Origin of the sequence: Variovorax trehalosi, from assembly GCF_051216415.1 — a bacterium.
Classification (GTDB): Bacteria; Pseudomonadota; Gammaproteobacteria; order Burkholderiales; family Burkholderiaceae_C; genus Variovorax.
This window is the reverse complement of record NZ_JBPJZG010000008.1, coordinates 169,683-191,053: the sequence shown is the minus strand read 5'-3', so window position 1 is coordinate 191,053 and position 21,371 is coordinate 169,683. Positions and strand designations below refer to the sequence as shown.

The window sequence follows — 21,371 nt, the reverse complement described above, 5'->3', positions numbered from 1 at the left end:
GACTCAACGAAACTGATCGCGCAGCGCCATGTAGAGCACCTGGAATCGCGCATGCCGCGTCCTGTGGCCATCGGCCCCTTCGGACGAAGGCGTCAGCTTCTGCTTGACCGGCGGCAGCGTGCAGACCTCGGCCACCGTCCCACCATCGGCCAGCCATGCCAGGCGCGCCGCGCCGAGCGCACCGCCCGTCTCGCTGCCCGCATACAGCGTGAGCTGCACCTGAAAGATGTCGGCCAGCAACTGGCCCCACCAGATGCTGCGCGCCCCTCCGCCCACCAGCGCGACTTCGCGCAGCGGCATGTCGGCCGGCAGGCGCAGCGTGTCGAAGCCGTCGCGCAGGCCGAAGCTCACGCCCTCGACCACGGCATAGGCGATCTCCGCGGGGCCATGCGCGTGCGTCAGGCCGAACAGCGCGCCCTGGGCGTTCGGGTTGTTGTGCGGCGAGCGTTCGCCCGACAGGTACGGCAGGAACAGCGGGCAGCGTGCCCGATCCTCCAGCGCGACCGATGCCGCCGCCGCGAGCAGCGCGGATTCGTCGGCGAACTTGAATGCCTTCGCAGCCCAGCTCACCGCGCTCGCGGCCGAAAGCATCACCGACATCTGGTGCCAGCGTTCGGGCAGCGCATGGCAGAAGGCGTGCATCGCCTGCGCGGGGTTCGGCAGGAAGCGGTCGGTCGAGACGAACACCACGCCCGAAGTACCGAGCGACACGAAGCCCTGGCCCGGCTCCACCAGCCCCATGCCGACCGCGCTGGCGGCGTTGTCGCCTGCACCACCGGCAATCAGGACCGTGCCGCTGCCCACGCCCCAGCGCGCAGCCAGCTCGGGCTTGAGCTGCGCCGACACCTCGCTGCCCTCGACCAGCCGCGGCATGTGATCGCGCGTAAGCCCCGTGGCAGCGAGCAGTTCGTCGGACCAGTCGCGCGCGCCCACGTCGAGCCACAGCGTGCCCGCCGCATCCGACATCTCGCTGACCGCCTCGCCGCTGAGCATGAAGCGCAACCAGTCCTTGGGCAGCAGCACGCGCGCCGTGCGCTCGAAGATTCCCGGTTCGTGCTCGCGCACCCACAGAAGCTTGGGTGCAGTGAAGCCTGGCATCGCCAGATTGCCGGCGATCTCGCCCAGGCGCGGCACGGCGCGCGTGAGTTCATCGCACTGCGCGCCGCTGCGCCCGTCATTCCAGAGGATGGCCGGGCGCAGCACCTCACCCGCCGCGTCGAGCAGCGTGGCGCCGTGCATCTGCCCCGACAGGCCAATGGCCCGCACGGCGGCCAGTGCCTCCCCATGCGAGCCCCGCAGTGCCGCCATGATTTCTTCCAGCGCCTGCCACCATTGGCTCGGCGCCTGCTCCGACCAGAGCGGTTGCGGTCGTTTGACCGTGAGTGCCGCGCGCGCCACGCCGACGATGCGGTGATCGTCGGCGAGCAACAGCGCCTTGAGCTCGGACGTGCCGAGGTCGAGTCCCAGATACAAGATGAACTCCCTGCTTTTCTGACTACGAAGAAGAGATGCCCGAGCCGAAACGGGTGTCGGCCTGGCGCCTGAATTCGCTGGGCGTCATGCCCTTGATCTCCAGGAAGCGCCGGTTGAAATTCGCCACGTTGTTGAAGCCGACCTGATAGCAGATGTCCGTCACGTAGTGGTCGGTCTGCATCAGCAGGTGGCAGGCGCTGTTGATGCGCACACGGTTGACGAAGTCGGTGAAGCTGTTGCCGGTCGAGCGCCGGAAGAAGCGGCTGAAGCGGCTCTCGCTCATGCCCAGTTCGGCCGCCACGTCCGACATCGAGATCGGTTCGGCCATGTTGTTGGTGATGCGGTTGACGACATCGTTGATCTGGTCGACCTGCGCATCGCCGTCGCTGCCCTGCACGCCCTGCATCTGCACGCTCGAGAGCAGCCGGTAGTCGGTGCACTGCGCGAGGTCGGCCATGAACTCGAGGAACAGGCCGAGCCGGCGCACGCCGCGCGCGGCCTTGATGTTGTCCCAGTGCGTCTGCGCCTGCTGCGACATGCCGAAGAACTCGATGCCGTGGCGTGCGCGCTCGAGCAGCTGCATCACCTCGCGCAGCTCGGGAATGTCGGCGGCGGCGCGTTCGATCGGCTCGTGGCGAAACTGGATCACCCGGTCGCGCCCCGCTGCGCCGCCTTCGGGCACCTCGAGCGAGATCCAGTTGTGCGGCAGCCGCGGCCCGCAGAGCACCAGGTGCCCGGGCTGGAACGGCCCGATCCAGTCGCCGATGAAAGCCTTGCCCGAGGTCTCGGTGATCAGGTGCAGTTCGTAGTCTTCATGAAAGTGCCATCGCACCAGCGGGCTCGGAAAACCGTGTGCGAGGCAGCGCACCAGGCCGGTTTCTTCGGCCGCCTCGTAGCCCAGCGAGGGCGAGCGCGCAAAGTCGCGCTCCAGCTCGGGTTGGCGCTGACGGGGGACCGAACGTTTGCGTGTGGACGTCGTCATGGCAGCAGAAAGGCAAGACCTGGAAGCGCTCTCAATTGTCCGCCTGGGCGAGCGCGTTGTGAACGGCTTCCAGGGTGGGTGGGTCTGCCCCTTCGCGGGTGCAGTTCAGGGCGGCGGCGGTGGCGGCGAAGCGCATCACTTCGCCCCAGGCTTCGTCGCTCAACTCGCCGAGCTGGGCCGGGTGCTCGACGCCGTGCGCGAGCAGCGACACCGAGAGCCCCGCCGTGAAGGTGTCGCCCGCGCCGATGGTGTCGACCACGGTGACGCGCGGCGCGGCCACGGTGAGCGGCGCGTGCCCCGTGCGCCAGAGCGTGGCGCCTGCGCCGCCGCGCGTGACGATCACGGCGCGCGCGCCCGCCTTCAGGCAGTCGGCGGCCAGCGCGTCGACCGGCTGGCCAGGTGCGAGCAGCTCGGCGTCTTCGTCGCTGAGCTTGACCAGGTCGGCCATCGCCAGCCAGTTCGTCACGCGGTTGCGAAAGGCGGCCATGTCGGGGATCAGGCTCGGCCGCACGTTCGGGTCGAACACGATCACGCAGCGCCCGGCGTTCGCGGTGATGAGGTCGGCGATGCGCGTCGACGCCGGCTCCTGCAGCAGCGAGATCGAGCCGAAGTGCAGGAAGCGGCAATCCGCCGGCAGCTGCGGCAGCGGCTCGGGCGACCAGGTTGCATCGGCGCTGCCTTGTGTATAGAACGCGTAGCGGTTGGTCTGGGGCGTGCGTTCGACGAAGGCCAGCGTCGAGGGCGCATTGCTGCGCAGGATGAAGCTGGTGTCCACGCCGTTGCCCGCCAGGAAGCTCATGAGCCGCTCGCCGAACAGGTCGGTCGACAGCTGCGTGAGAAACCCCGTGTGCACCCCGAGCCGCGCACAGGCCACGGCCGTGTTGAGCGGCGAGCCGCCCTCGTGGCCGAGGAACGCCAGGGTGCCCGCCTCGCTGGCGGTGAAATCGATCAGGGCTTCGCCCGTGAGTGCAATTCGCATGGTGCTTGGATGTCTGTCGTTGGATCAGGTCAGGTCGCCGGCATCGGCCAGGAAGCCGCGCTCGGCGGCCAGCGTGGCCGGATGGTCCAGCAGTTCGGCAAAAAGACGCGGCGGAATCGTGATGGCCCCGACGCCCAGCGCCAGCAGCGACAGGTACGCCTCGCGCGACCGGATGCTCGCCACCAGCAGACGCGTGCCCGACGACGGCCGCTGCGCAACCAGCGACTGCATCTGCGCGATCAGCCCCAATCCGTCGACACCGGCGTCTTCGAGTCGCCCGAGATACGGTGCCGCATAGGCCGCACCCAGTTGCGCCGCGAAGTGCGCCTGCTCGGGCGCGTACACGGCCGTCCATGTCACCGGCACGCCTTCGGCAATGAGCCGCGTGCCGGCATCGAAGCCCTGGCGCGTGGCGGGAATCTTCACGACCAGTTGGCCGCGGTCGAAATGCGAGAGCAGCACCCGCGCGTCTTCGAGCATGCCGTCGACGTCGCTCGAATACACCTGCGCCTGAACCTGCCGGGCGCCCAGGTCGAGGCAGCGCTTCAGCAGGCCGGGCACTTCACCCCGGCCGACACCCGCGCGCTTGAGCAGCGTCGGATTGGTCGTCACGCCGTGGACCACCGGGTGCGGCAGGCAGGTCTTCAGCTCTGCCAGGTCGGCGCTGTCGAGGTAGAGATGGAAATCTTCGTTCATGGATCGCGTGCTGCAAAGGAAACCGATCTTCTCACCGAGCCGGGTGGGGTTCACCGCGCAAAAGGGATTCGTCCCGATACTTTCTTATCCGGCTTCATCTCAGCTCATGACGTTGCCGCCATCGACATTCAGCGTCTGGGCCGTGATGTAGCGCGCCTCGTCGCTGGCCAGAAAAACGGCGGCGCCCGCGATGTCGCCGGGCGCACCCATGCGCCCCAGCGGCACCTCGAGCCCCACGCGCCGCTTCTTCTCGCCGGGCGGCAGCCCTTCGGCCTTGGCGAACAGGCTGTCGACGTGGTCCCACATCGGCGTGTCGACCACGCCCGGCGCAATGCCGTTGACGCGGATGCCGTGCGGCGCCATGGCGAGCGCGGCGCTTTGCGTGTAGCTGATGACGGCCGCCTTGGTCGCGCAGTAGTGCGACACCAGCGCCTCGCCGCGGCGCCCCGCCTGCGAAGCCATGTTGATGACCGATGCGCCCTGCGTGCCGGCTTCCACCATATGGCGCAGCACCGCCTGCATCACGAAGAACATGCCCTTCACGTTGACGGCGAAAAGCTTGTCGAACGAGGCTTCGTCGCTTTCGAGCAGCGGGGCGAGATCGAACACGGCCGCGTTGTTGAAGAGGGTATGCACGGGACCGAATGCGGCGATCGCCTCGGCCAGAAGACGCTGGATGTCTGGCGTGCGCGTGACGTCGGCCGCGATGTAGACAAGGCGGCCGGGATGGCGTTGCTGCACCGCGCGCACCGCATCCGGCGCAGCGGCCGCACGATCGATCACGCTGCAACGCGCACCCTCGGCGATGCACGCCTCGGCCACCGCAAGACCGATGCCGCCGCCCGCGCCGGTCAGCAGCACATGGCGGTCTTGCAGGCGGCCGCTCATTTCACGTCGCCTTCGACAAAACGCACGACCCGTGCGCAGGCCTTGCGAACCGCCTCGACCAGTCGCGCATCGCCCGCGAGGTTGCCCCACAGGCCCGCGTCGGCGCACAGCGCCGCGACCGGATCGGCCGCATCGCAGATCGCGTGCGCCACCGCCTCGTCCATGCCCTGGTCCTGGTACGCGTAGGGCAGCGCCCCGCGGTGCCAGCGCTGCAGGAAGGCGAGGAACAGCGCAGGCAGCATCGCCACGCTGTCGATGCCCTGCCCCGCGGCCAGGCGCTCGCGCACGGTCGGCGCGATGAAGCCCGGGATCTTCGAGAAGCCGTCCGCCGCCACGCGCTGGTTGGTGTCGCGGATCGCGGGGTTGCCGAAACGGTCGAGCACCACGTCGCGGTAGGCCGCGAGGTCGATGGGGCTGGGGCTCAGGCACGGGATGACGTCGTCGGTCACGTAGTCGTAGGCCATCTTGCGGACGGCGGCGTCGTGCGTGCCTTCGTGGATGAACTCGAGGCCGATCAGCGTGCCGGCCCAGGCGATGCAGCTGTGGGTCGCATTGAGGATGCGGATCTTGGCCTCTTCGTACGGCTGCACCGACGCGACCAGCTCCACGCCCACACGCCCCCAGTCGGGCCGGCCGGCGATGAAGTTGTCCTCGATGACCCACTGGATGAAGCTCTCGCCCGTGATCGGCGCGGCGTCGTCGCGGCCGGTGGCAGCGAGCACGCGCGCGCGCAGCTCGGGTGGCGGCCGCGGCGTGATGCGGTCGACCATCGCGTTCGGGCACCGGGTGTTGGCGACGGTCCAGGCCAGCAGCTCGGCATCGCCCGCGCGCTCGATGAACTCCAGCAGCCCGCCATGGAAGCGGTCGCCGTTGTGGCGCAGGTTGTCGCAGTTCAGGAGCGTGACCGGGCCGGCGCCCGCCGCCTTGCGCGCGCGAAGGATCGCGCACACCGCGCCGTAGATGGTCTCCCCGGCGTCGCCGCGCCGCGCGTGTTCGATGTCAGCGGCCAGGTCGGCGAACGACAGGTCAAGCCTGTTGTCCTTCGCGTCGAGGTAGTAGCCCGCCTCGGTCACAGTGAACGAGACGATGCGCGTGGACGGCGCCGCGCCGCGCGCGATCACCGCGGCGAGCGAGGGCTCGTAGGGCAGCACCTCGCGGATCGCCTCGATCTGCTCGTAGCGGTACTCGCCCGCGGGCGACACGGTCTCGAGCGTGTAGCGCCCGCCCTGCGCCCGCAGCGCCGCGACGACTTCGGCCATGTCGGGCCGGATGTTGGCGCCCGACAGCGACCAGCGGGTGTCGCCCGCTTCGATCAGCCGCTGCAGGTAGACGGCCTGGTGGGCGCGGTGGAACGAACCCAGGCCCAGGTGAAGCACCGTGAACTCCGAAGGAGCCGGTGGTGTGTGCGCGGTAGACGCTGCTGCGAGAGTCACGGGGAAGTGTCCGAAAAAGAAGAAGAAATCAGACGGAGACCGAGCGGCCTTCGCGGTTGAAGAGGTGGAGCACCGACGGGTCGAGCTCGACGGCCACGTCGTCGCCCGCCTGCAGGGGCGTGCGGTCGTTCTGCCGTGCGATGAGCGGCACGCCACCGACATCGACGTGGATCAGCGTGTCCGCGCCGAGCGCTTCGATCAGCTCCACGCGTCCCAGCACGTCCGACACCGGCGCGCCCTGCTTCGGATGCACGCGCAGGCCCTCGGGACGCACGCCGAGGAAGCCGTCGTTCGGCAGGCGGCCGCCGGTCGCTGCGGAAAAACTCGGGATCGCGCTCGCCGACACCATGTTCATCGACGGCATGCCGATGAACTGCGCGACGAACTGGTTGGCCGGCCGGTCGTACAGCTCCAGGGGCGTGCCGACCTGCTCGATCAGCCCGTCTTTCAGCACCACCACGCGGTCGGCCAGCGTCATGGCCTCGACCTGGTCGTGCGTCACATAGATCGTGGTCGCGCCGAGCGCGCGGTGCAGCTTGTGGATCTCGACGCGGGTGTTGCCGCGCAGCGCCGCATCGAGGTTCGACAGCGGCTCGTCGAAGAGAAACACCTTCGGCGCGCGCACGATGGCGCGGCCGATGGCCACGCGCTGGCGCTGGCCGCCCGACAGGTCCTTGGGCGTGCGGTCCAGGTACTGCGTGAGGTTCAGCGTCTTGGCCGCGTACTCGACCTTGGTCCTGATCTCGTCCTTGGCCACGCCCGCGAGCTTGAGCGCGAAGGACATGTTGTCGTACACGCTCATGTGCGGATAAAGCGCATAGCTCTGGAACACCATCGCCAGGTCGCGCTTGCCCGAAGGCGTCCAGGTGATGTCCTTGCCGTCGAGCAGCAGGTTGCCGCTGGTGATCGGCTCCAGGCCCGCAATCAGGCGCAGCAGCGTCGATTTTCCGCAACCTGAAGGCCCGACGAAGACGATGAATTCGCCCTTCTGGATTTCGAGGTCGACGCCCTTGATGATGTTGACGTCACCAAAGCTCTTCTTGATGTTCTTGAGTTCGAGGTAAGCCATGAGATGTCTCCCTTTTCTTACTTGACGGCGCCGAAGGTCAGGCCTTGGACCAATTGCTTCTGGCTGAACCAGCCGAACACGACGATGGGCGCGATGGCCATCAGCGACGCGGCCGACAACTTGGCCCAGAACAGGCCTTCGGGGCTGGAGTACGAGGCGATGAGCGTGGCCAGCGTGCCGGCCTTGGCGGAGCTGAGGTTCAACGCCCAGAAGGCCTCGTTCCAGCTCAGCACCAGACACAGGAGGCCGGTCGATGCGAGCCCGCCCACCGACAGCGGCATCACGACATGGCGGAACTCGGTCCACAGGCTCGCGCCGTCCATGCGCGCGGCTTCGAGGATCTCGTTCGGGATGTCCTTGTAGGCGCTGTAGAGCATCCACACCATGATCGGCAGGTTCGACAGCGTGAACACGATGGTCAGCGCGGTGAGCGAGTCCAAGAGGCCCGCGGTCTGCGCGAGCACGTAGATCGGCACCAGCGCGCCGACGGCCGGCATCATCTTGGTGGAGAGCATCCACATCAGGATGTCCCGCGTCTTCTTCGTGCGGAAGAACGCCATCGAGTACGCGGCGGGCGCCGCGATCAACAGGCCCAGGATCGTCGAGCCCAAGCTGGTGATCAGCGAGTTGCGCGCATACAGCAGGTAGTCGCTGCGGCGCTGCACTTCGCCGAAGTTGTCGAGCGTGGGCTCGAAGATGAACAGCGGCGGCACATGGATCGCCTGCAGCTCCGTCTTGAAGGCCGTGAGAAACAGCCAGCCGAGCGGAAAGAACAGAAGCAGCGCCACGGCCCACGCACCGACGGTGCGCAGCAGTTGGGGAAGGAAGTTGCTGGGTTGCATGGTCGTTCCTTCAGTCGAGGTTCTTGCCGATGATGCGAATGAGGAACACCGCGACGATGTTGGCCAGCACCACCGCGAACAGCGCACCGGCCGAGGCCACGCCCACGTCGAAATTCATCAGCGACTGCTTGAAGATCAGGTAGGTCATGTTCGTGCTCTCGTTGCCCGGGCCACCATTGGTGGTGATGGCGATCTCGGCGAACACGCTGAGCAGGAAGATCATCTCGATCATGATCACCACGGCCATCGGACGGCCCAGGTGCGGAATGGTGAGATAGAAGAAGCGCTGGAACGAACTCGCGCCGTCCATGCGCGCGGCTTCCATCTGCTCGCGGTCGAGAGACTGCAGCGAAGTGATGAAGATCAGGCACGCAAAGGGCAACCATTGCCAGGCCACCATGATGATCACCGAGAACAGCGGCACGTCGGTGAGCCAGTCCACCGGCGTGGCGCCGAAGAAGCGCCACAGGTCGGCCAGCACGCCGTAGATGGGGTTCATCATCATGTGCTTCCACAGCAGCGCGTTGACTGCGGGCATGACGAAGAACGGCGAGATGAGCAGCACGCGCACGATGCCGCGCCCCGGGAAGGGCTCGTTCACCAGCAGCGCGAGCAGCACGCCGAACACCACCGTGATGACGATCACGCTGCCGATGAGCAGCAGCGTGTTCCAGGTGGCGGGCCAGAAGTCCGGATCGGTGACGAAGTAGTGAAAGTTCTCGATGCCCGCGAACGTGCGTTCGCCGGGCTGCATGAGGTTGTAGTTCACGAAGGAGAAGTACAACGTCATCAACAGCGGCACGATCATCCAGAGGAAGAGCGTGAGCACGGCGGGCGCCATGAGGGCCCGGGGCAGGAGTCTTTTCATGAGGAAGTCCTTCTTGTTGTCTCTGGCTCCTTCCCCCTTTGGGGGAAGGCGGGGATGGGGGCTCCCTGATCGACCACTGCGGCGGTTTGATGCGCCGCGTGCCCCCACCCCTACCCTCCCCCGGAAGGGGAGGGAGAAAGCCCTGGCTTACTTGCTTACTTGTACTGACCCGACTTCTTGATCTCGCGCTCAGCCAGCGTCTGCGAGGTCTTCAGCGCCTGGTCGACCGTGACCTTGCCCGACAGCGCCGCGCTCATCTGCTGGCCCACGCCGGTGCCGATGGCCTGGAACTCGGGAATGGCTGCGTACTGCACGCCCACGTACGGCGACTTGGGCAGCGTGCTGTCGCTGAGGTTCGCGCTGTCGATCGCCTTCTTCTCTGCAGCGGCGAACTTGGCCACCTTCTGGAACTCGGGGTTCGCATAGGTCGACTTGCGCGTGCCGGTGGGCACGGTGCCCCAACCGTGTTCCTTGGCGACGAGGTTGACGTACTCCTTGGAGGTCGCCCACTTCACGAAGGTCTGCGCAGCGGCGCCCTTGGTCGAGCTGGAGGGAATCGCCAGGTTCCAGGTCCACAGCCAGTTGGCGCCCTTGGGCGTCACGGCGACAGGCGCTTGCGCGAACGCGACCTTGTCGGCCACCTTCGACTGCTTCGGATCGCTGATGAAGGATGCAGCGATGGTCGCGTCCACCCACATGCCGCACTTGCCTTCGTTGAAGAGGGCCAGGTTCTCGTTGAAGCTGTTGGCCGAGGCGCCCGGCGGGCCGTAGGCCTTCATCAGGTCGACATAGAAGGTGATCGCGTCCTTCCAGGGCTTGGTGTCGATCTGCGGCTTCCACTGCATGTCGAACCACTGGCCGCCGTTGGTGTTGACCAGCGTCGTGAGGAAGGCCATGTTGTCGCCCCAGCCCGGCTTGCCGCGCAGGCACATGCCGTACACGCCGGCCTTGGGGTCGTGGATCTTGCCGGCCAGCTCCTTCACCTGCGTCCAGGTGGGCTGCTCGGGCATCTTGAAGCCGACCTTGTCGGCCAGGTCCTTGCGGTACATGAGCATCGAGCTCTCGCCGTAGAAGGGCGCAGCGTAGAGCTTGCCTTCGTACGACAGGCCGGCGCGAATGGCGGGCAGCAGGTCGTCCGCGTCATAGGCGGCATCGGTGGCGATGGGCTGCAGCCAGCCCTTCTTCGACCAGATCGGCGCTTCGTACAGGCCGATGGTCATCACATCGAACTGGCCGCCCTTGGTGGCGATGTCGGTGGTCACGCGCTGGCGCAGCGTGCCTTCTTCCAGCGTGACCCACTTGAGCTTGATGTCGGGGTTGGCTTTCTCGAAGAAGGGGGTGAGCTTCTGCATCTCGATCATGTGGCCGTTGTTCACGGTCGCGATCACGAGTTCGGTGGCGGCCTGGGACACGAGCCCCGTGCCGAGGAGTGCGAGGACGAGGCCCGCTTTCAGAAAACGCTTCATGTTGTCTCCTAGAGGTGAGCGACGCCCTCCTGGTGTCGGGTCGCCGTGGGGGGATTCTGGAGAAACTCCATTGCGGCTTTGGTACTTCGTCGGTTACCTCCAGTACTTTCATGCACTGATTGGCTAGTGAAATCCCTAGTTAACGCAATACAGCATGGGAAACCGCAGCCCAAAGGCCTCAGGCGCCGCCCCCGAGCAATTGGCGCCGGAACTGCGCGGCCGCCGGCGAGAGCGCCCGGTCCTCGCGGGTGATGAGGCAGATGGGCGGCACGCGCACCGGCAGCTCCACCGGCACGGTGCGCAGCACGCCCAGCCGGGCGTAGTGGTCGGCCTGCGAGGCCGGCATCACGGCCGCCATGTCGGAGTTCTCCAGGAGCGCCGTGATGGCGATGGGCGATGCCGTTTCGATGATGTCCAGCCGCGCCTGGATGCCCGCCTCCCGCATCGCCGCCTCGAAGCGCCCGCGCTGCGGCGAGCCGGGCGGCTGCAGCACCCACGACCAGCCCGCCATCTCGGCCAGCGTGACCGTGGCGGTGCGCTCGAACACCGGGTGCGCCGCGCGCACCACCACCACCTGCGATTCGCCCAGCAACGGCACGCTCGCGTACCTGGCCTCGTCGTGCCCGTCGGTAAGCCGGCCCAGCACGAGGTCGACATCGCCCTGCTCCAGCTGCGCCTGCATCACGTCGCTGGTCTCGACCACGATCGACACGGCCACCTGCGGGTGGCGCCGGTGGTATTCCACCAGCGCCGGCGCCAGCAGCTCGGGCACCGCGCCGGGCACGCTGCCCACGCGCAGCGCACCGCTCAAACCCGAGCGCAGCGCGAGCATTTCCTCGCGGGCGGTGCCGAAGTCGCTGAGCACGCGGCGGGCGTAGCGGATCAGGATCTCGCCGTAGGGCGTGGGCTCCATGCCGCGCGCGAGGCGCTCAAAGAGCTTTTCGCCCAGCGAGTCTTCCAGTTGCTGCAGCAGCCTGGTGGCGGCGGGCTGGCTGATGTTCATGGCTTCGGCCGCGCGGCCGAGGTGGCGGTGGGCGTCGAGCCGGGCCAGCAGCAGCAGCTGGCGAGGCCGCACATGGAGCATCAGCGAGGCATCGGTCAGGCCCTGGGTCGCATCGGTCATGCACAAAAGTATATGAACCTTCGGACTTTTACGATTGGATTGCGGGGGTGAAGCTCCGTAGGCTCGGGCCCAACAACAAGGAGACAACCCGATGAGTCTTTCTTCCCTGGCCCGCGCGGCAGGCATTGCCGCACTGGCGCTGGCTGCGGCGACCACCGGCGCCCAGCCCAACTACCCCGACAAGCCCCTTCGGATCATGGTCGGCGCTTCGCCCGGCGGCGGCACCGACATCCTCGCGCGCGTGCTGGCCGACAAGTTCTCGCCGGTGTTGAAGCAACCCGTGACGGTGGAAAACCGCCCCGGCGCCTCCAACACCATCGCCGGCGAACTCACCGCGCGCGCACCGGCCGACGGCGCCACGCTGCTGCTGGCCACCAACACCGCGCAGGCGGTGGCGCCGCACATCCTCAAGCTCAAGTACGACCCGCTCAAGGACCTGACGCCCATCGGCCTCGTGGCCGTGATGCCCAACGTGCTGGTGGTGTCGGCCAGTTCGCCCTACAAGTCGGTGAAGGACCTCGTGGCCGCCATGGCCGCGAAGCCCGGTGGCTTCAAGTACGCGTCGTCGGGCATCGGCAGCACGCAGCATGTGGGCGGCGAGGCCTTCAACCTGGCCACGGGCATGAAGTCGATCCACGTGCCCTACAAGGGCAGCTCGCAGGCGCACATCGACATCATCTCGGGCGAGGTCGACATGATGTTCGACAGCACCTCCTCGGCCATGGGCCAGATCAAGGCCGGCAAGTTCCGCGCGCTGGCCGTGAGCGCGCCGCAGCGCTCGCCCGAGCTGCCCGACGTGCCCACGCTCGCCGAGCAGGGCATCAAGGGCGCCGACGTGTCCACCTGGTACGGCCTCTATGTGACGGCCGGCACGCCCCGCCCCGCGGTCGACAAGCTGAACGCCGAACTCGTGCGCACGCTGAAGCTGGCCGACGTGCAGGCGCGCATCAAGGCCCTGGGCGGCGAGCCCGGCGCACTGACCGGCGACCCCTTCGCGGCGATGAACAGGCAGGAGTTCGAGCACTACGGCCAGCTCGTGCGCGACGCCAACATCAAGGCCGAATGAGGCCGCCTTCCACCCCACTCACTTCAACCTCCAGACCCATGTCAACGCCTACGAAAACCCCAAGCGTGATCTCTGCCAAGCCCCGCATCGTCGTGCTGCTGGGCGACCCCAGCGGCGTCGGCCCCGAGATGGCCGTGAAGCTGCTCGCGCGCCAGCGCAACTTGGACGCCGCGCGCGTGCTGCTGATCGCCGACCCGGCCGTGCTGGCCGAAGGCGAGCGCGTGGCCGGCGTGAAGCTGGCCCCGCTGCAAGTCAACAGCCTCGATGAACTGCGCTTCGAGGATGGCCGGCTCAGCCTGTACCTGCGCGACTGGATGGAGGGCGAGGCGCCGGTGCTCGGCGAGTCGAACGAGCGCTCGGGCCGGGCCTCGTTCGAGGCGCTCGAATACGCGACCGTGGTGGTGCGGCGCGGCCAGGCCGATGCGATTCTTTTCGCACCGCTCAACAAGCATTCGCTGCGCCTGGGCGGCCTCACGCACGAGGACGAGCTGCGCTACATGCAGGAGCGCTTCGCAGTGGAGGGCTTCGTCTGCGAGTTCAACCTCACCGGGTCGCTCTGGACCTCGCGCGTGACCTCGCACATTCCGCTGAAGGACGTGGCGGGCCACATCACGGTCGAGGGCGTGGGCGACGCGGTGAAGATCATCGCGCAGGCGCTGCGCCGCGCAGGCGTGGCGCAGCCGCGCATCGCGGTGACGGGGCTCAACCCGCATGCGGGCGACGGCGGCTCCATCGGCATGGAGGAGATCGAGATCATCGCGCCGGCCATCGAACAGCTGCGCGCCGAAGGCTACGACGCGCGCGGCCCGTTTTCGCCCGACACGGTGTTCATCGGCGCCCGCCGCGGCGACGTGGATGCGGTGGTGTCGATGTACCACGACCAGGGCCAGATCGCGATGAAACTCATGGGCTTCGAACAGGGCGTGACGCTGCATGGCGGGCTGCCCGTGCCTGTGGCCACCTCGGCCAGCGGCAGCGCCTTCGACATTGCCGGCAAGGGCATCGCGCAGATCGAAGGACTGCAGCAGGCCTTCGACCTGTGCGTGCGTATGGCGAGCGGCGGTGCGCCCTTGAAGGCGCCCGCCGAGACCGCTACGGCCTGAGATTCCTCAGGAGCTCAGGAGCTCAGGGGCTCAGGCGCTTGAGCAGGCCCGCGGTCGAGGCGTCGAGCCCCGTGACGTCGCCCGAGGCGAGGCGCGGCTCGATGTCCTTCGCGAGCACCTTGCCCAGCTCCACGCCCCACTGGTCGAAGCTGTTGATGCCCCACAGCGCACCGCTGGTGAACACGCGGTGCTCGTACAGCGCGAGGAAAGCGCCGAGCGCTTCGGGCGTGAGCTTCTCGAACACGAAGAAGGTGCTCGGCCGGTTGCCCGGAAAGTTCTTGTGGCCGCCCTCGTCCAGCTTGCCCACCATCAGCGCCTGCGCCTGCGCAAGCGCATTGGCCAGCAGCTTGGGGTGGTGGCCTTCGAGGTCGTGCGCCGCATCGCGCACCGCGACGAACTCGAGCGGGATCACGTCCGTGCCCTGGTGCAGCATCTGGAAGTAGGCGTGCTGGCCGTTGGTGCCGGGCTCGCCCCAGAGCACCGGCGAGGTGCCGAACGCCACGGGCTTGCCGCTCGCATCGACCTGCTTGCCGTTGCTCTCCATCTCGAGCTGCTGCAGGTAGGCCGGCACGCGCTTCAAGGCGCTGTGGTACGGCGCGATGCCGCGGCTCGTGAACTTGTGGAAGTTGCGATACCAGACGTCGAGCAGGCCCAGGCGCACCGGCAGGTTCTGCGCGAGCGGCGCGGTGCGGAAGTGCTCGTCCATCGCATGCGCGCCCGCGAGCAGCCGACGGAAACCGTCCGCACCGATGGCCAGCGCGATCGGCAGGCCGATGGCCGACCACAGCGAATAGCGGCCGCCCACCCAGTCCCAGAAACCGAAGGTGGTGGCGATGCCGAACTTGTTCGCGGCCTCGACGTTCGTCGTGAGCGCGGCGAAGTGGCCGGCGATGTCGTTGCCGCCCGACTGCTCGTACCAGCGCTTGGCCGAAAGCGCGTTGGTCATCGTCTCGGCCGTGGTGAAGGTCTTCGAGGCGATCAGGAACAGCGTGTGCTCCGGCGCCAGGTCGCGCAGCACGCCCGCGAGTTCATGGCCATCGACGTTCGAGACGAAGTGGAAGCGCTTGCCCGGCGCGGCGAACTCCGCCAACGCGAGCACCGCCATCTGCGGGCCGAGGTCGGAGCCGCCGATGCCGATGTTGACCACGTCGGTGATCGTGTGGTCGCCGCGCACCTTCTCGGCGTAGGCCAGCATCGCGGCTAGCGTCTCGTGCACCTCGCGCAGCTTGTCGGCCGTCTTGCCCACCTGGGCATCCGCCGGCGCGCGCAGCAGCGTGTGCAGCACGGCGCGGTCTTCGGTGTTGTTGATGTGCTCGCCCGCGAACATGGCATCGCGGTGCGCTTCGAGGCCGCATTCGCGGGCCAGCGTGAGCAGCAATTCTTCGGTGCGCGTGTCGATCAGGTTCTTGGACAGGTCGGCGAACACAAAAGGCGCCTCCTGGCTGAAGCGCTCGAAGCGCCCCGCGTCGTCCACGAAGGCATGGCGCACGTCGAACTGGCGGCCCGCCGTCTCGAAGTACGACTGCAGTTGCGCCCAGGCCGGCGCACGGTCGCAGCGTTGGGTCATGACCATGTTTACTTGCCGCTTTCCTGCATGAGCTTCTCGAGCTTCACCGCATCGGCCGCGAAGGCGCGGATGCCTTCGGCGAGCTTCTCGGTGGCCATCGCGTCTTCGTTGAGCGCGAAGCGGAAGCCGGCTTCGTCGTAGCTCACCTGCTTCGCGTCGCCCTTGGCTGCGGCCTTGGCGTCGAGCGCGTGTTCGAGCGGCTCGTTGCTCGCGGCCAACTCGGCCAGCAGCTCGGGGCTGATGGTCAGCAGGTCGCAGCCGGCGAGGGCCTGGATCTGTCCCACATTGCGGAAGCTCGCGCCCATCACCTCGGTCTTGATGCCGTGCTGCTTGTAGTAGTTGAAGATCTCGCGCACCGACTTCACGCCCGGATCGTTGGCGCCCGCATTGGCCGCTTCGTCCCACTTGGCGCCGGCCGACTTCTTGTACCAGTCGTAGATGCGGCCCACGAAGGGCGAGATCAGCTGCACCTTCGCGGCGCCGCAGGCCACGGCCTGCGCGAACGAGAACAGCAGCGTGAGGTTGGTGCGGATGCCCTTCAGCTCAAGCTGGCGCGCGGCCTCGATGCCTTCCCAGGTGGAGGCCACCTTGATGAGCAGGCGCTTCTCGGTGTCGATGCCTTCGGCCTTGTAGAGCGCCACGATGCGCTCGCCGCGGGCGATGGTGGCGGCGGTGTCGAACGACAGGCGCGCATCGACTTCGGTCGAGACGCGGCCCGGGATGATCTGGAGGATTTCGGTGCCGAAATTGACGAGCAGGCGGTCGATCACTTCGTCCAGCGGCTTGCCGGCGTGCTTCTTGACGGTCTCGTCGAGCAGGGGGCGGTATTCGGGCTTCTGAACGGCCTTGAGGATCAGCGACGGATTGGTGGTCGCGTCCTGCGGCTTGGAAACGCTGAGCTGCTTGAAGTCACCGGTGTCTGCGACGACGGTGGTCCACTGGCGGAGGGCATCGAGTTGGTTCATGAAATCATTATCCTGTGCGGGTTGTGACAAGTCCTGCACGCAGTTGCGCGTCGGCCGATGTTTTCATGCGCACCGTAGCACGGGTTTTCGCGTGGTTCCATCGGCCTTCTGCCCGCAGGGTTGTCGGCCGCCCTGCCCTACAGGGGCTGTGGTCCGTGACTGACGGCATGCAGCCATCGGCGAGGACTACCCTGAACGTTACGAGCGATTTACGCCGAACGTCTTACCTTCAGGAGTGCCCATGTCCCCTCGCCAACGACGCCCCGCGGCAGACCCCGTCGGTCGCCCCTTCGACGACCACCGAACCAGCCAGGCAATCGGCGCGATGGCCACGGCTTTCGTCGTCGGCGGGCTCGCGACCTGGCTCGCGCTCGGGGCCGCGCGCACCGCCCGCGCCCAGGTGGCCGGGCCGGCAGACGGCGCCCCGCTCATGCGCGCGCCGCTGCAGGTGGTGGCACCGGTCGATCTGCAGCGCTACGCAGGCATCTGGCACGAACAGGCTCGCCTGCCCAACCGCTTCCAGAAAAGCTGTTCGGGCCCGGTCACGGCCGAGTACACGCCGCAGCCCGACGGCACGGTGCAGGTGGTCAACCGCTGCGTGCGGGCCGACGGCAACTTCAACGAAGCCATCGGCACGGCGCGCGTGGTGCCCGTGGCCGGCCAACCCGGTGCGGGCCGCCTCGAGGTGCGCTTTGCGCCCGCGTGGCTTGGCTGGCTGCCGATGGTGTGGGGGGACTACTGGATCCTGAAGCTCGACCGCGACTACCAGGTGGCACTGGTCGGCACGCCCGACCGCGAATACCTCTGGGTGCTGTCGCGCGCGCCGCGCCTGGACGACGCGACGCTGCAGGTCGAACTGGACTACGCGCGCAGCCTGGGCTTCGATGCCGACAAGGTCGTGTTGACCGGCAGGTAACGCGAGAGCTGCGCCGGCAGCATGTCCGGCGCGGTGCAGTGGATGGCCTGCCAGCCGAAGGCGCGTGCCGCCTCGACGTTGGCGGCCGAATCGTCGATGAACACCGTCTCTGCCGGGTCGAGCGCGTAGCGCACCGCCAGCACTTCGAAGATTTCACGATCCGGCTTGATGAACTTCACGTCGCCGGAGAACAAGCCGCCGTCGAAGCGATGCATGAAGGCGTGCCGGCGTTCGACCGCACGCGCGTACGGCGCGGGCATATTCGACAGGTAATAGAGCCGCAGGGGCTGGCCGGCTTCGCGGTGGTCGAACAGCTGCCCAAGCATGTCCGTGGTCACATCGATGGCTTCGAGGCGCTCGCCCAAGTTGTCGAGCATCGCGTGAAGCTGCTCGGCCGGCAGCGACAGCCGCGCCGCCATGCGGGCGATCGCGTCGTCCAACGTGCGCGTGCCGCAATCGAAACTGGTCCAGTCGTCGTGGTGGAAAAGCGCCCGGCCCAGCGCCGCCGCGGCGGCTTCAGTGGGCGCGTGGGGCGCGAGATGGGCCTGTACCAGCCGTGTGGGCTCCCATGCGAGGAGCACGGCGCCAAGATCGAAAACCACGTTCATGGCGCCATTGTTTCATGCGCCGGGTACCACGCTCACGCCATGGGCTCGCAGCGACAGGGTGGTCTGCGCACCGGCCGCCAGGGGTTGTGACAGGTCGGTCGACACCACGAAGACCGGTCCGAGCGTGGTGTCGAAGCCGTATTCGTAGAAGCTGCCGAGGTACGCGGCCTTGCGCAAGGTGGCAGGCAACCCATCGGCCGCGCCGATCTCCCACGCCTCGGGCCGCACCGCAACCTTGACTGTGCCGGGCGCGACCGCGTAGCGCGGCTGCAGGCGCAGCGGACCCAGCGTGACGCTGCCATCGGCCTGCGCCACCGCGGGGAACACCATCGCCTCGCCCATGAAGCCCGCGACGAACTCGCTCTCCGGCCGGCCGTAGAGCTGCTCGGGTGTGCCGCGCTGGGCGATCACGCCGTGGTCCATCACGATGATCTGGTCGCTCACGGCCAGCGCCTCGCTCTGGTCGTGCGTGACGTAGGCGACGGTGAGCTTCAGGCGTTGCTGGAGCGCACGGATTTCCTCACGCATCTCGCGGCGCAGGCGCGCGTCGAGGTTGGAGAGCGGCTCGTCGAACAGCAGCACCGCGGGCTCGAGCACCAGCGCACGCGCGAGCGCCACGCGCTGCTGCTGGCCGCCCGAGAGCTCGCTCGGCAGGCGCTCGTCGAAGCCGACCAGGCCCACGCCCCTGAGCGCTTCACGCGCCCGCGAGGTGGCCTCGTCCTTCTTCACGCCGCTCATGCGCAGGCCATAGCCCACGTTCTCGATCACGTTCATGTGCGGGAACAGCGCGTAGCTCTGGAACATCATGCTCACGTTGCGCTCGGCCGGGCCGAGCGTCGTCACATCGCGTCCACCCATGAAGATCGAACCGGAGGTCGGCGACTCGAGCCCCGCGATCATGCGCAGCGTGGTCGTCTTGCCGCAGCCCGAGGGGCCGAGGATGGTGGTGAGCGTGCCGACCGGCACTTCGAAGCTGATGCCCTTGACGGCCATCGGCCCGTTTTTGTCCGCGCCGTAGCGCTTGGTGACGTTGCGGAATTCGATGCCGTTCATGGTGTAGCCAGGCTTTCCATTTTGTGATGTCCCTGATGCGGAGGCGTGGTCCCGCGCCGCCCCAGCTTGCGCTCCCCGACCACGAACTGCACCAGCGCAATCGCCAGCGACATCAGGATCATGAGCACCGTGCAGTACGCCAGCGCAATGCCGTAGTCGCCGTTGCCGACGCGGCCGATGATGTAGGTGGTGGCGAGTTCGTTCTCGGCGGTGACCAGGAAGATCACCGCGCTCACCGTCGTCATCGCGCGCACGAAGCTGTAGACCAGCGCGGCCACCAGCGCCGGCTTGAGCAGCGGCAGCACCACCTTGAACAAGGTCTGCGAGGTCGATGCACGCAGCATCAGCGAAGCTTCGTCGAGCGATCGATCGAGCTGCTTGAAGGCCGCCGTACCGGCCCGCACGCCCACCGGCAGGTTCCGGAACATGAAGCACAGCACGATGATGAGCCCGGTGCCCGTGAGCTCCAGCGGCGGCACGTTGAAGGCCAGGATGTAGCTCACGCCGAGCACAGTGCCCGGAATGGCGAAAGCCAGCAGCGCGCCGAACTCGAAGATGCCCTGCCCCTTGAACTCGTTGCGCGCCAGAAGCCAGGCGATCAGCAAGCCCAGCGCCGCGGTGATCGGCGCCGAGATGCCCGCGAGCTTGAGCGTGGTAATGAGCGAATTCCACGCCGTGCCCGCCCACACCAGCCCGAACTGGCCCCACTCCAGCGCGAAGGCGTTCTTGAAGTGGTTGAGCGTGAAGCTGTAGTCGCGCCCCCAGGTCTGCACGAAGCCGCCCGCGAAGGCGAAGAGGTAGACCACGGCGGTGAACGCGATCCACGGCAGCGCGATGCAGTAGATGGTGCGGCGCACGCCGTCGGGCAATGCCATCGCGATGCCTGCATCGCCCTTGCCGCTCACGGTCGTGTAGTTCTGCTTGCCCAGCAGGCCGCGCTGCAGCGCAAACACGCCGAGCGCAAACAGCGTGAGCACCCAGGCGAGCGAGGCCGCGCGGCCCTGGTCGTACTGCGCGCCGACGATGGCAAAGAAGATGTCGGTCGACAGCACCGAGAACTGCCCGCCCACCACCACCGGGTTGCCGAAGTCCGCAATGCTCTCGATGAAGCCGACCAGGAAGGCATTGGCCAGCCCGGGCTTCAGCAGCGGCAGCGTGATGGTGAAGAAGGTGCGGCGCCGGTCGGCGCGCAGCATCTGCGCGGCTTCTTCGAGGCTGGGCGCAATGCCCTGCACCACGCCGCGCATGATCATGAAGGCGATGGGCGTGAAGGCGAACAGCTGCGCCACCAGCACGCCCGGCATGCCGTAGAACCAGCGCGTCGGCTCGATGCCGAACACGTTCTCCAGCACCTGGTTGACGATGCCCGCGCGACCGAACAGCAGGATGAGGCCAAGCCCCACCACGAACGGCGGCGTGATGATCGGCAACAGCGCCAGCACCCGCAGCGCGCCCTGTCCGCGCTTGCTGCCGCGCTCGGCCATCAGCGCCATCAGCGTGCCGAGGAAGGTGGTGCCAGCGGCCGTGAGCAAGGCCAGCACCAGCGTGTTCCACGCCACGCCGCAGCGCACGCCACCCGCGAGGCACCCCAGACCCCAGATGCGCTCGGTGAACACGCGCGCGATGAAGGCGCCGATCGACCATTGCCCGTCTTCGTTGAAGAACGCGCCCGAGAGCGCCTTGCTCACCGGATAGGCGATGAACAGCGCCATCAGCACGCCGCAGCCGATGACCGCGGCGGCCACGAAGAGGTCGCCCTTGAAGAGCCCCAGCCGCGCGATGCCGAAGGCTGCGAGCAGCACGAGCGCCGTGAGCGCCAGGAAGCCGCCCGCCCCGATGCCGAACTGATTGATCGCCAGTTCGCCGAACTGCGTGTTGAGCGCCGCGACGCTCCAGCCGCGCGCGCCGATGGTGAAGCCCGCGACCGACAGGCCGATGGCGCCGATCGCGCCGCCTGCCAGGAGCCATCGCCCCTGCGCCCGGCCGGCGGGCAGCCACGCGCCGATCGCGCACATCAAGAGGCCCGCCAAGCCGATGAAGAGCCAGCTGCGCCCCTGCGTCGCGGCCTGCATCAGGCCGTTGGCGCCCTCCGCCTGCCCGAAGACCTGCGGAACAGCTTCGTACCAGGTGGCATCCTGGATCGCGTACCAAGGCAGCAGCAGGTACGCCGCAATACCCAGCGCGACCCACGCCCAAATCCAGCGCTGCGAGCGCCGGGCGGCGGCCACGGAGGCCGGGTTGACCGGCGCGCCGCCGGTGGAAGACGCTTGCATC

Annotated in this window: 19 protein-coding genes; 3 read left to right on the top strand and 16 right to left on the bottom strand. The window is 67.7% G+C overall.

All coding sequences use genetic code 11. The features are described 5' to 3' along the window. Positions 1 to 3: 3 nt before the first annotated feature. The 11 genes from xylB to ACSFA7_RS27370 form a co-directional block, all read right to left on the bottom strand. Positions 4 to 1,473 (bottom strand): xylulokinase, encoded by a 1,470-nt coding sequence (gene xylB / locus ACSFA7_RS27420; RefSeq protein ID WP_435502276.1) that lies wholly within the window; start codon positions 1,471 to 1,473, stop codon positions 4 to 6. Positions 1,474 to 1,495: 22 nt separating this feature from the next. Then, positions 1,496 to 2,455 carry an AraC family transcriptional regulator gene (locus tag ACSFA7_RS27415; RefSeq protein ID WP_435502275.1) on the bottom strand — a complete coding sequence of 320 codons (960 nt, stop codon included), beginning with the start codon at positions 2,453 to 2,455 and terminating at the stop codon, positions 1,496 to 1,498. A 31-nt stretch (positions 2,456 to 2,486) separates the two neighbouring features. After that, complete coding sequence (locus ACSFA7_RS27410) at positions 2,487 to 3,434, bottom strand: carbohydrate kinase family protein (protein ID WP_435502274.1); 948 nt, start codon at positions 3,432 to 3,434, stop codon at positions 2,487 to 2,489. A gap of 24 nt (positions 3,435 to 3,458) precedes the next feature. Next, a complete protein-coding gene (locus ACSFA7_RS27405; protein WP_435502273.1) occupies positions 3,459 to 4,130 on the bottom strand; it encodes a transaldolase family protein in 672 nt (223 codons plus the stop codon). A gap of 99 nt (positions 4,131 to 4,229) precedes the next feature. Further along, on the bottom strand, positions 4,230 to 5,018 hold the full coding sequence (locus ACSFA7_RS27400) for an L-iditol 2-dehydrogenase (RefSeq protein ID WP_435502272.1): 789 nt from the start codon (positions 5,016 to 5,018) through the stop codon (positions 4,230 to 4,232). Continuing rightward, positions 5,015 to 6,394, bottom strand: a complete 1,380-nt coding sequence (gene dalD, locus ACSFA7_RS27395) for a D-arabinitol 4-dehydrogenase (RefSeq protein ID WP_435502355.1) — start codon at positions 6,392 to 6,394, stop codon at positions 5,015 to 5,017. Before dalD ends, ACSFA7_RS27400 begins: the two co-directional genes overlap by 4 nt. Positions 6,395 to 6,479: 85 nt before the next feature. After that, entirely contained in the window at positions 6,480 to 7,520 is a 1,041-nt protein-coding gene (locus ACSFA7_RS27390; RefSeq protein ID WP_435502271.1) for an ABC transporter ATP-binding protein, read from the bottom strand. Between the two features lie 17 nt (positions 7,521 to 7,537). After that, on the bottom strand, positions 7,538 to 8,362 hold the full coding sequence (locus ACSFA7_RS27385) for a carbohydrate ABC transporter permease (RefSeq protein ID WP_280810292.1): 825 nt from the start codon (positions 8,360 to 8,362) through the stop codon (positions 7,538 to 7,540). A 10-nt stretch (positions 8,363 to 8,372) separates the two neighbouring features. After that, the gene (locus ACSFA7_RS27380; RefSeq protein WP_435502270.1) at positions 8,373 to 9,230 is read right to left on the bottom strand and encodes a carbohydrate ABC transporter permease; all 858 of its coding nucleotides are present in this window, start codon (positions 9,228 to 9,230) and stop codon (positions 8,373 to 8,375) included. Positions 9,231 to 9,385: 155 nt separating this feature from the next. Next, positions 9,386 to 10,696, bottom strand: coding sequence for an ABC transporter substrate-binding protein (locus ACSFA7_RS27375; protein WP_435502269.1), 1,311 nt, complete (start codon positions 10,694 to 10,696; stop codon positions 9,386 to 9,388). 178 nt (positions 10,697 to 10,874) lie between these two features. Further along, a complete protein-coding gene (locus ACSFA7_RS27370) occupies positions 10,875 to 11,819 on the bottom strand; it encodes a LysR family transcriptional regulator (protein WP_435502268.1) in 945 nt (314 codons plus the stop codon). A gap of 91 nt (positions 11,820 to 11,910) precedes the next feature. Between ACSFA7_RS27370 and ACSFA7_RS27365 the strand changes: the two genes are divergently transcribed. Both ACSFA7_RS27365 and ACSFA7_RS27360 read left to right on the top strand, forming a co-directional pair. Continuing rightward, a complete protein-coding gene (locus ACSFA7_RS27365; protein WP_435502267.1) occupies positions 11,911 to 12,885 on the top strand; it encodes a Bug family tripartite tricarboxylate transporter substrate binding protein in 975 nt (324 codons plus the stop codon). 38 nt (positions 12,886 to 12,923) lie between these two features. Then, positions 12,924 to 13,988, top strand: coding sequence for a 4-hydroxythreonine-4-phosphate dehydrogenase PdxA (locus ACSFA7_RS27360; RefSeq protein WP_435502266.1), 1,065 nt, complete (start codon positions 12,924 to 12,926; stop codon positions 13,986 to 13,988). Positions 13,989 to 14,010: 22 nt separating this feature from the next. On the opposite strand, the gene pgi is transcribed toward ACSFA7_RS27360, so the two are convergent. After that, positions 14,011 to 15,561, bottom strand: coding sequence for a glucose-6-phosphate isomerase (pgi, locus tag ACSFA7_RS27355; protein WP_435502265.1), 1,551 nt, complete (start codon positions 15,559 to 15,561; stop codon positions 14,011 to 14,013). Positions 15,562 to 15,563: 2 nt separating this feature from the next. Continuing rightward, a complete protein-coding gene (gene tal, locus ACSFA7_RS27350) occupies positions 15,564 to 16,520 on the bottom strand; it encodes a transaldolase (protein WP_435502264.1) in 957 nt (318 codons plus the stop codon). Between the two features lie 241 nt (positions 16,521 to 16,761). Between tal and ACSFA7_RS27345 the strand changes: the two genes are divergently transcribed. Beyond that, complete coding sequence (locus tag ACSFA7_RS27345) at positions 16,762 to 17,436, top strand: lipocalin family protein (RefSeq protein ID WP_435502263.1); 675 nt, start codon at positions 16,762 to 16,764, stop codon at positions 17,434 to 17,436. Here ACSFA7_RS27345 and ACSFA7_RS27340 read toward each other — a convergent pair. From ACSFA7_RS27340 to ACSFA7_RS27330, 3 genes are read right to left on the bottom strand one after another with little or no spacing between them, the layout of a single operon-like run. After that, complete coding sequence (locus ACSFA7_RS27340; protein ID WP_435502262.1) at positions 17,382 to 18,044, bottom strand: HAD family hydrolase; 663 nt, start codon at positions 18,042 to 18,044, stop codon at positions 17,382 to 17,384. The two genes, ACSFA7_RS27345 and ACSFA7_RS27340, sit on opposite strands and share 55 nt — an antisense overlap. Positions 18,045 to 18,056: 12 nt before the next feature. Further along, positions 18,057 to 19,097: an ABC transporter ATP-binding protein gene (locus ACSFA7_RS27335; RefSeq protein WP_435502261.1), complete on the bottom strand. Its 1,041-nt coding sequence runs from the start codon at positions 19,095 to 19,097 to the stop codon at positions 18,057 to 18,059. Then, complete coding sequence (locus ACSFA7_RS27330; protein WP_435502260.1) at positions 19,094 to 21,370, bottom strand: ABC transporter permease; 2,277 nt, start codon at positions 21,368 to 21,370, stop codon at positions 19,094 to 19,096. Before ACSFA7_RS27330 ends, ACSFA7_RS27335 begins: the two co-directional genes overlap by 4 nt. Between the last annotated feature and the right edge of the window lies 1 nt (position 21,371).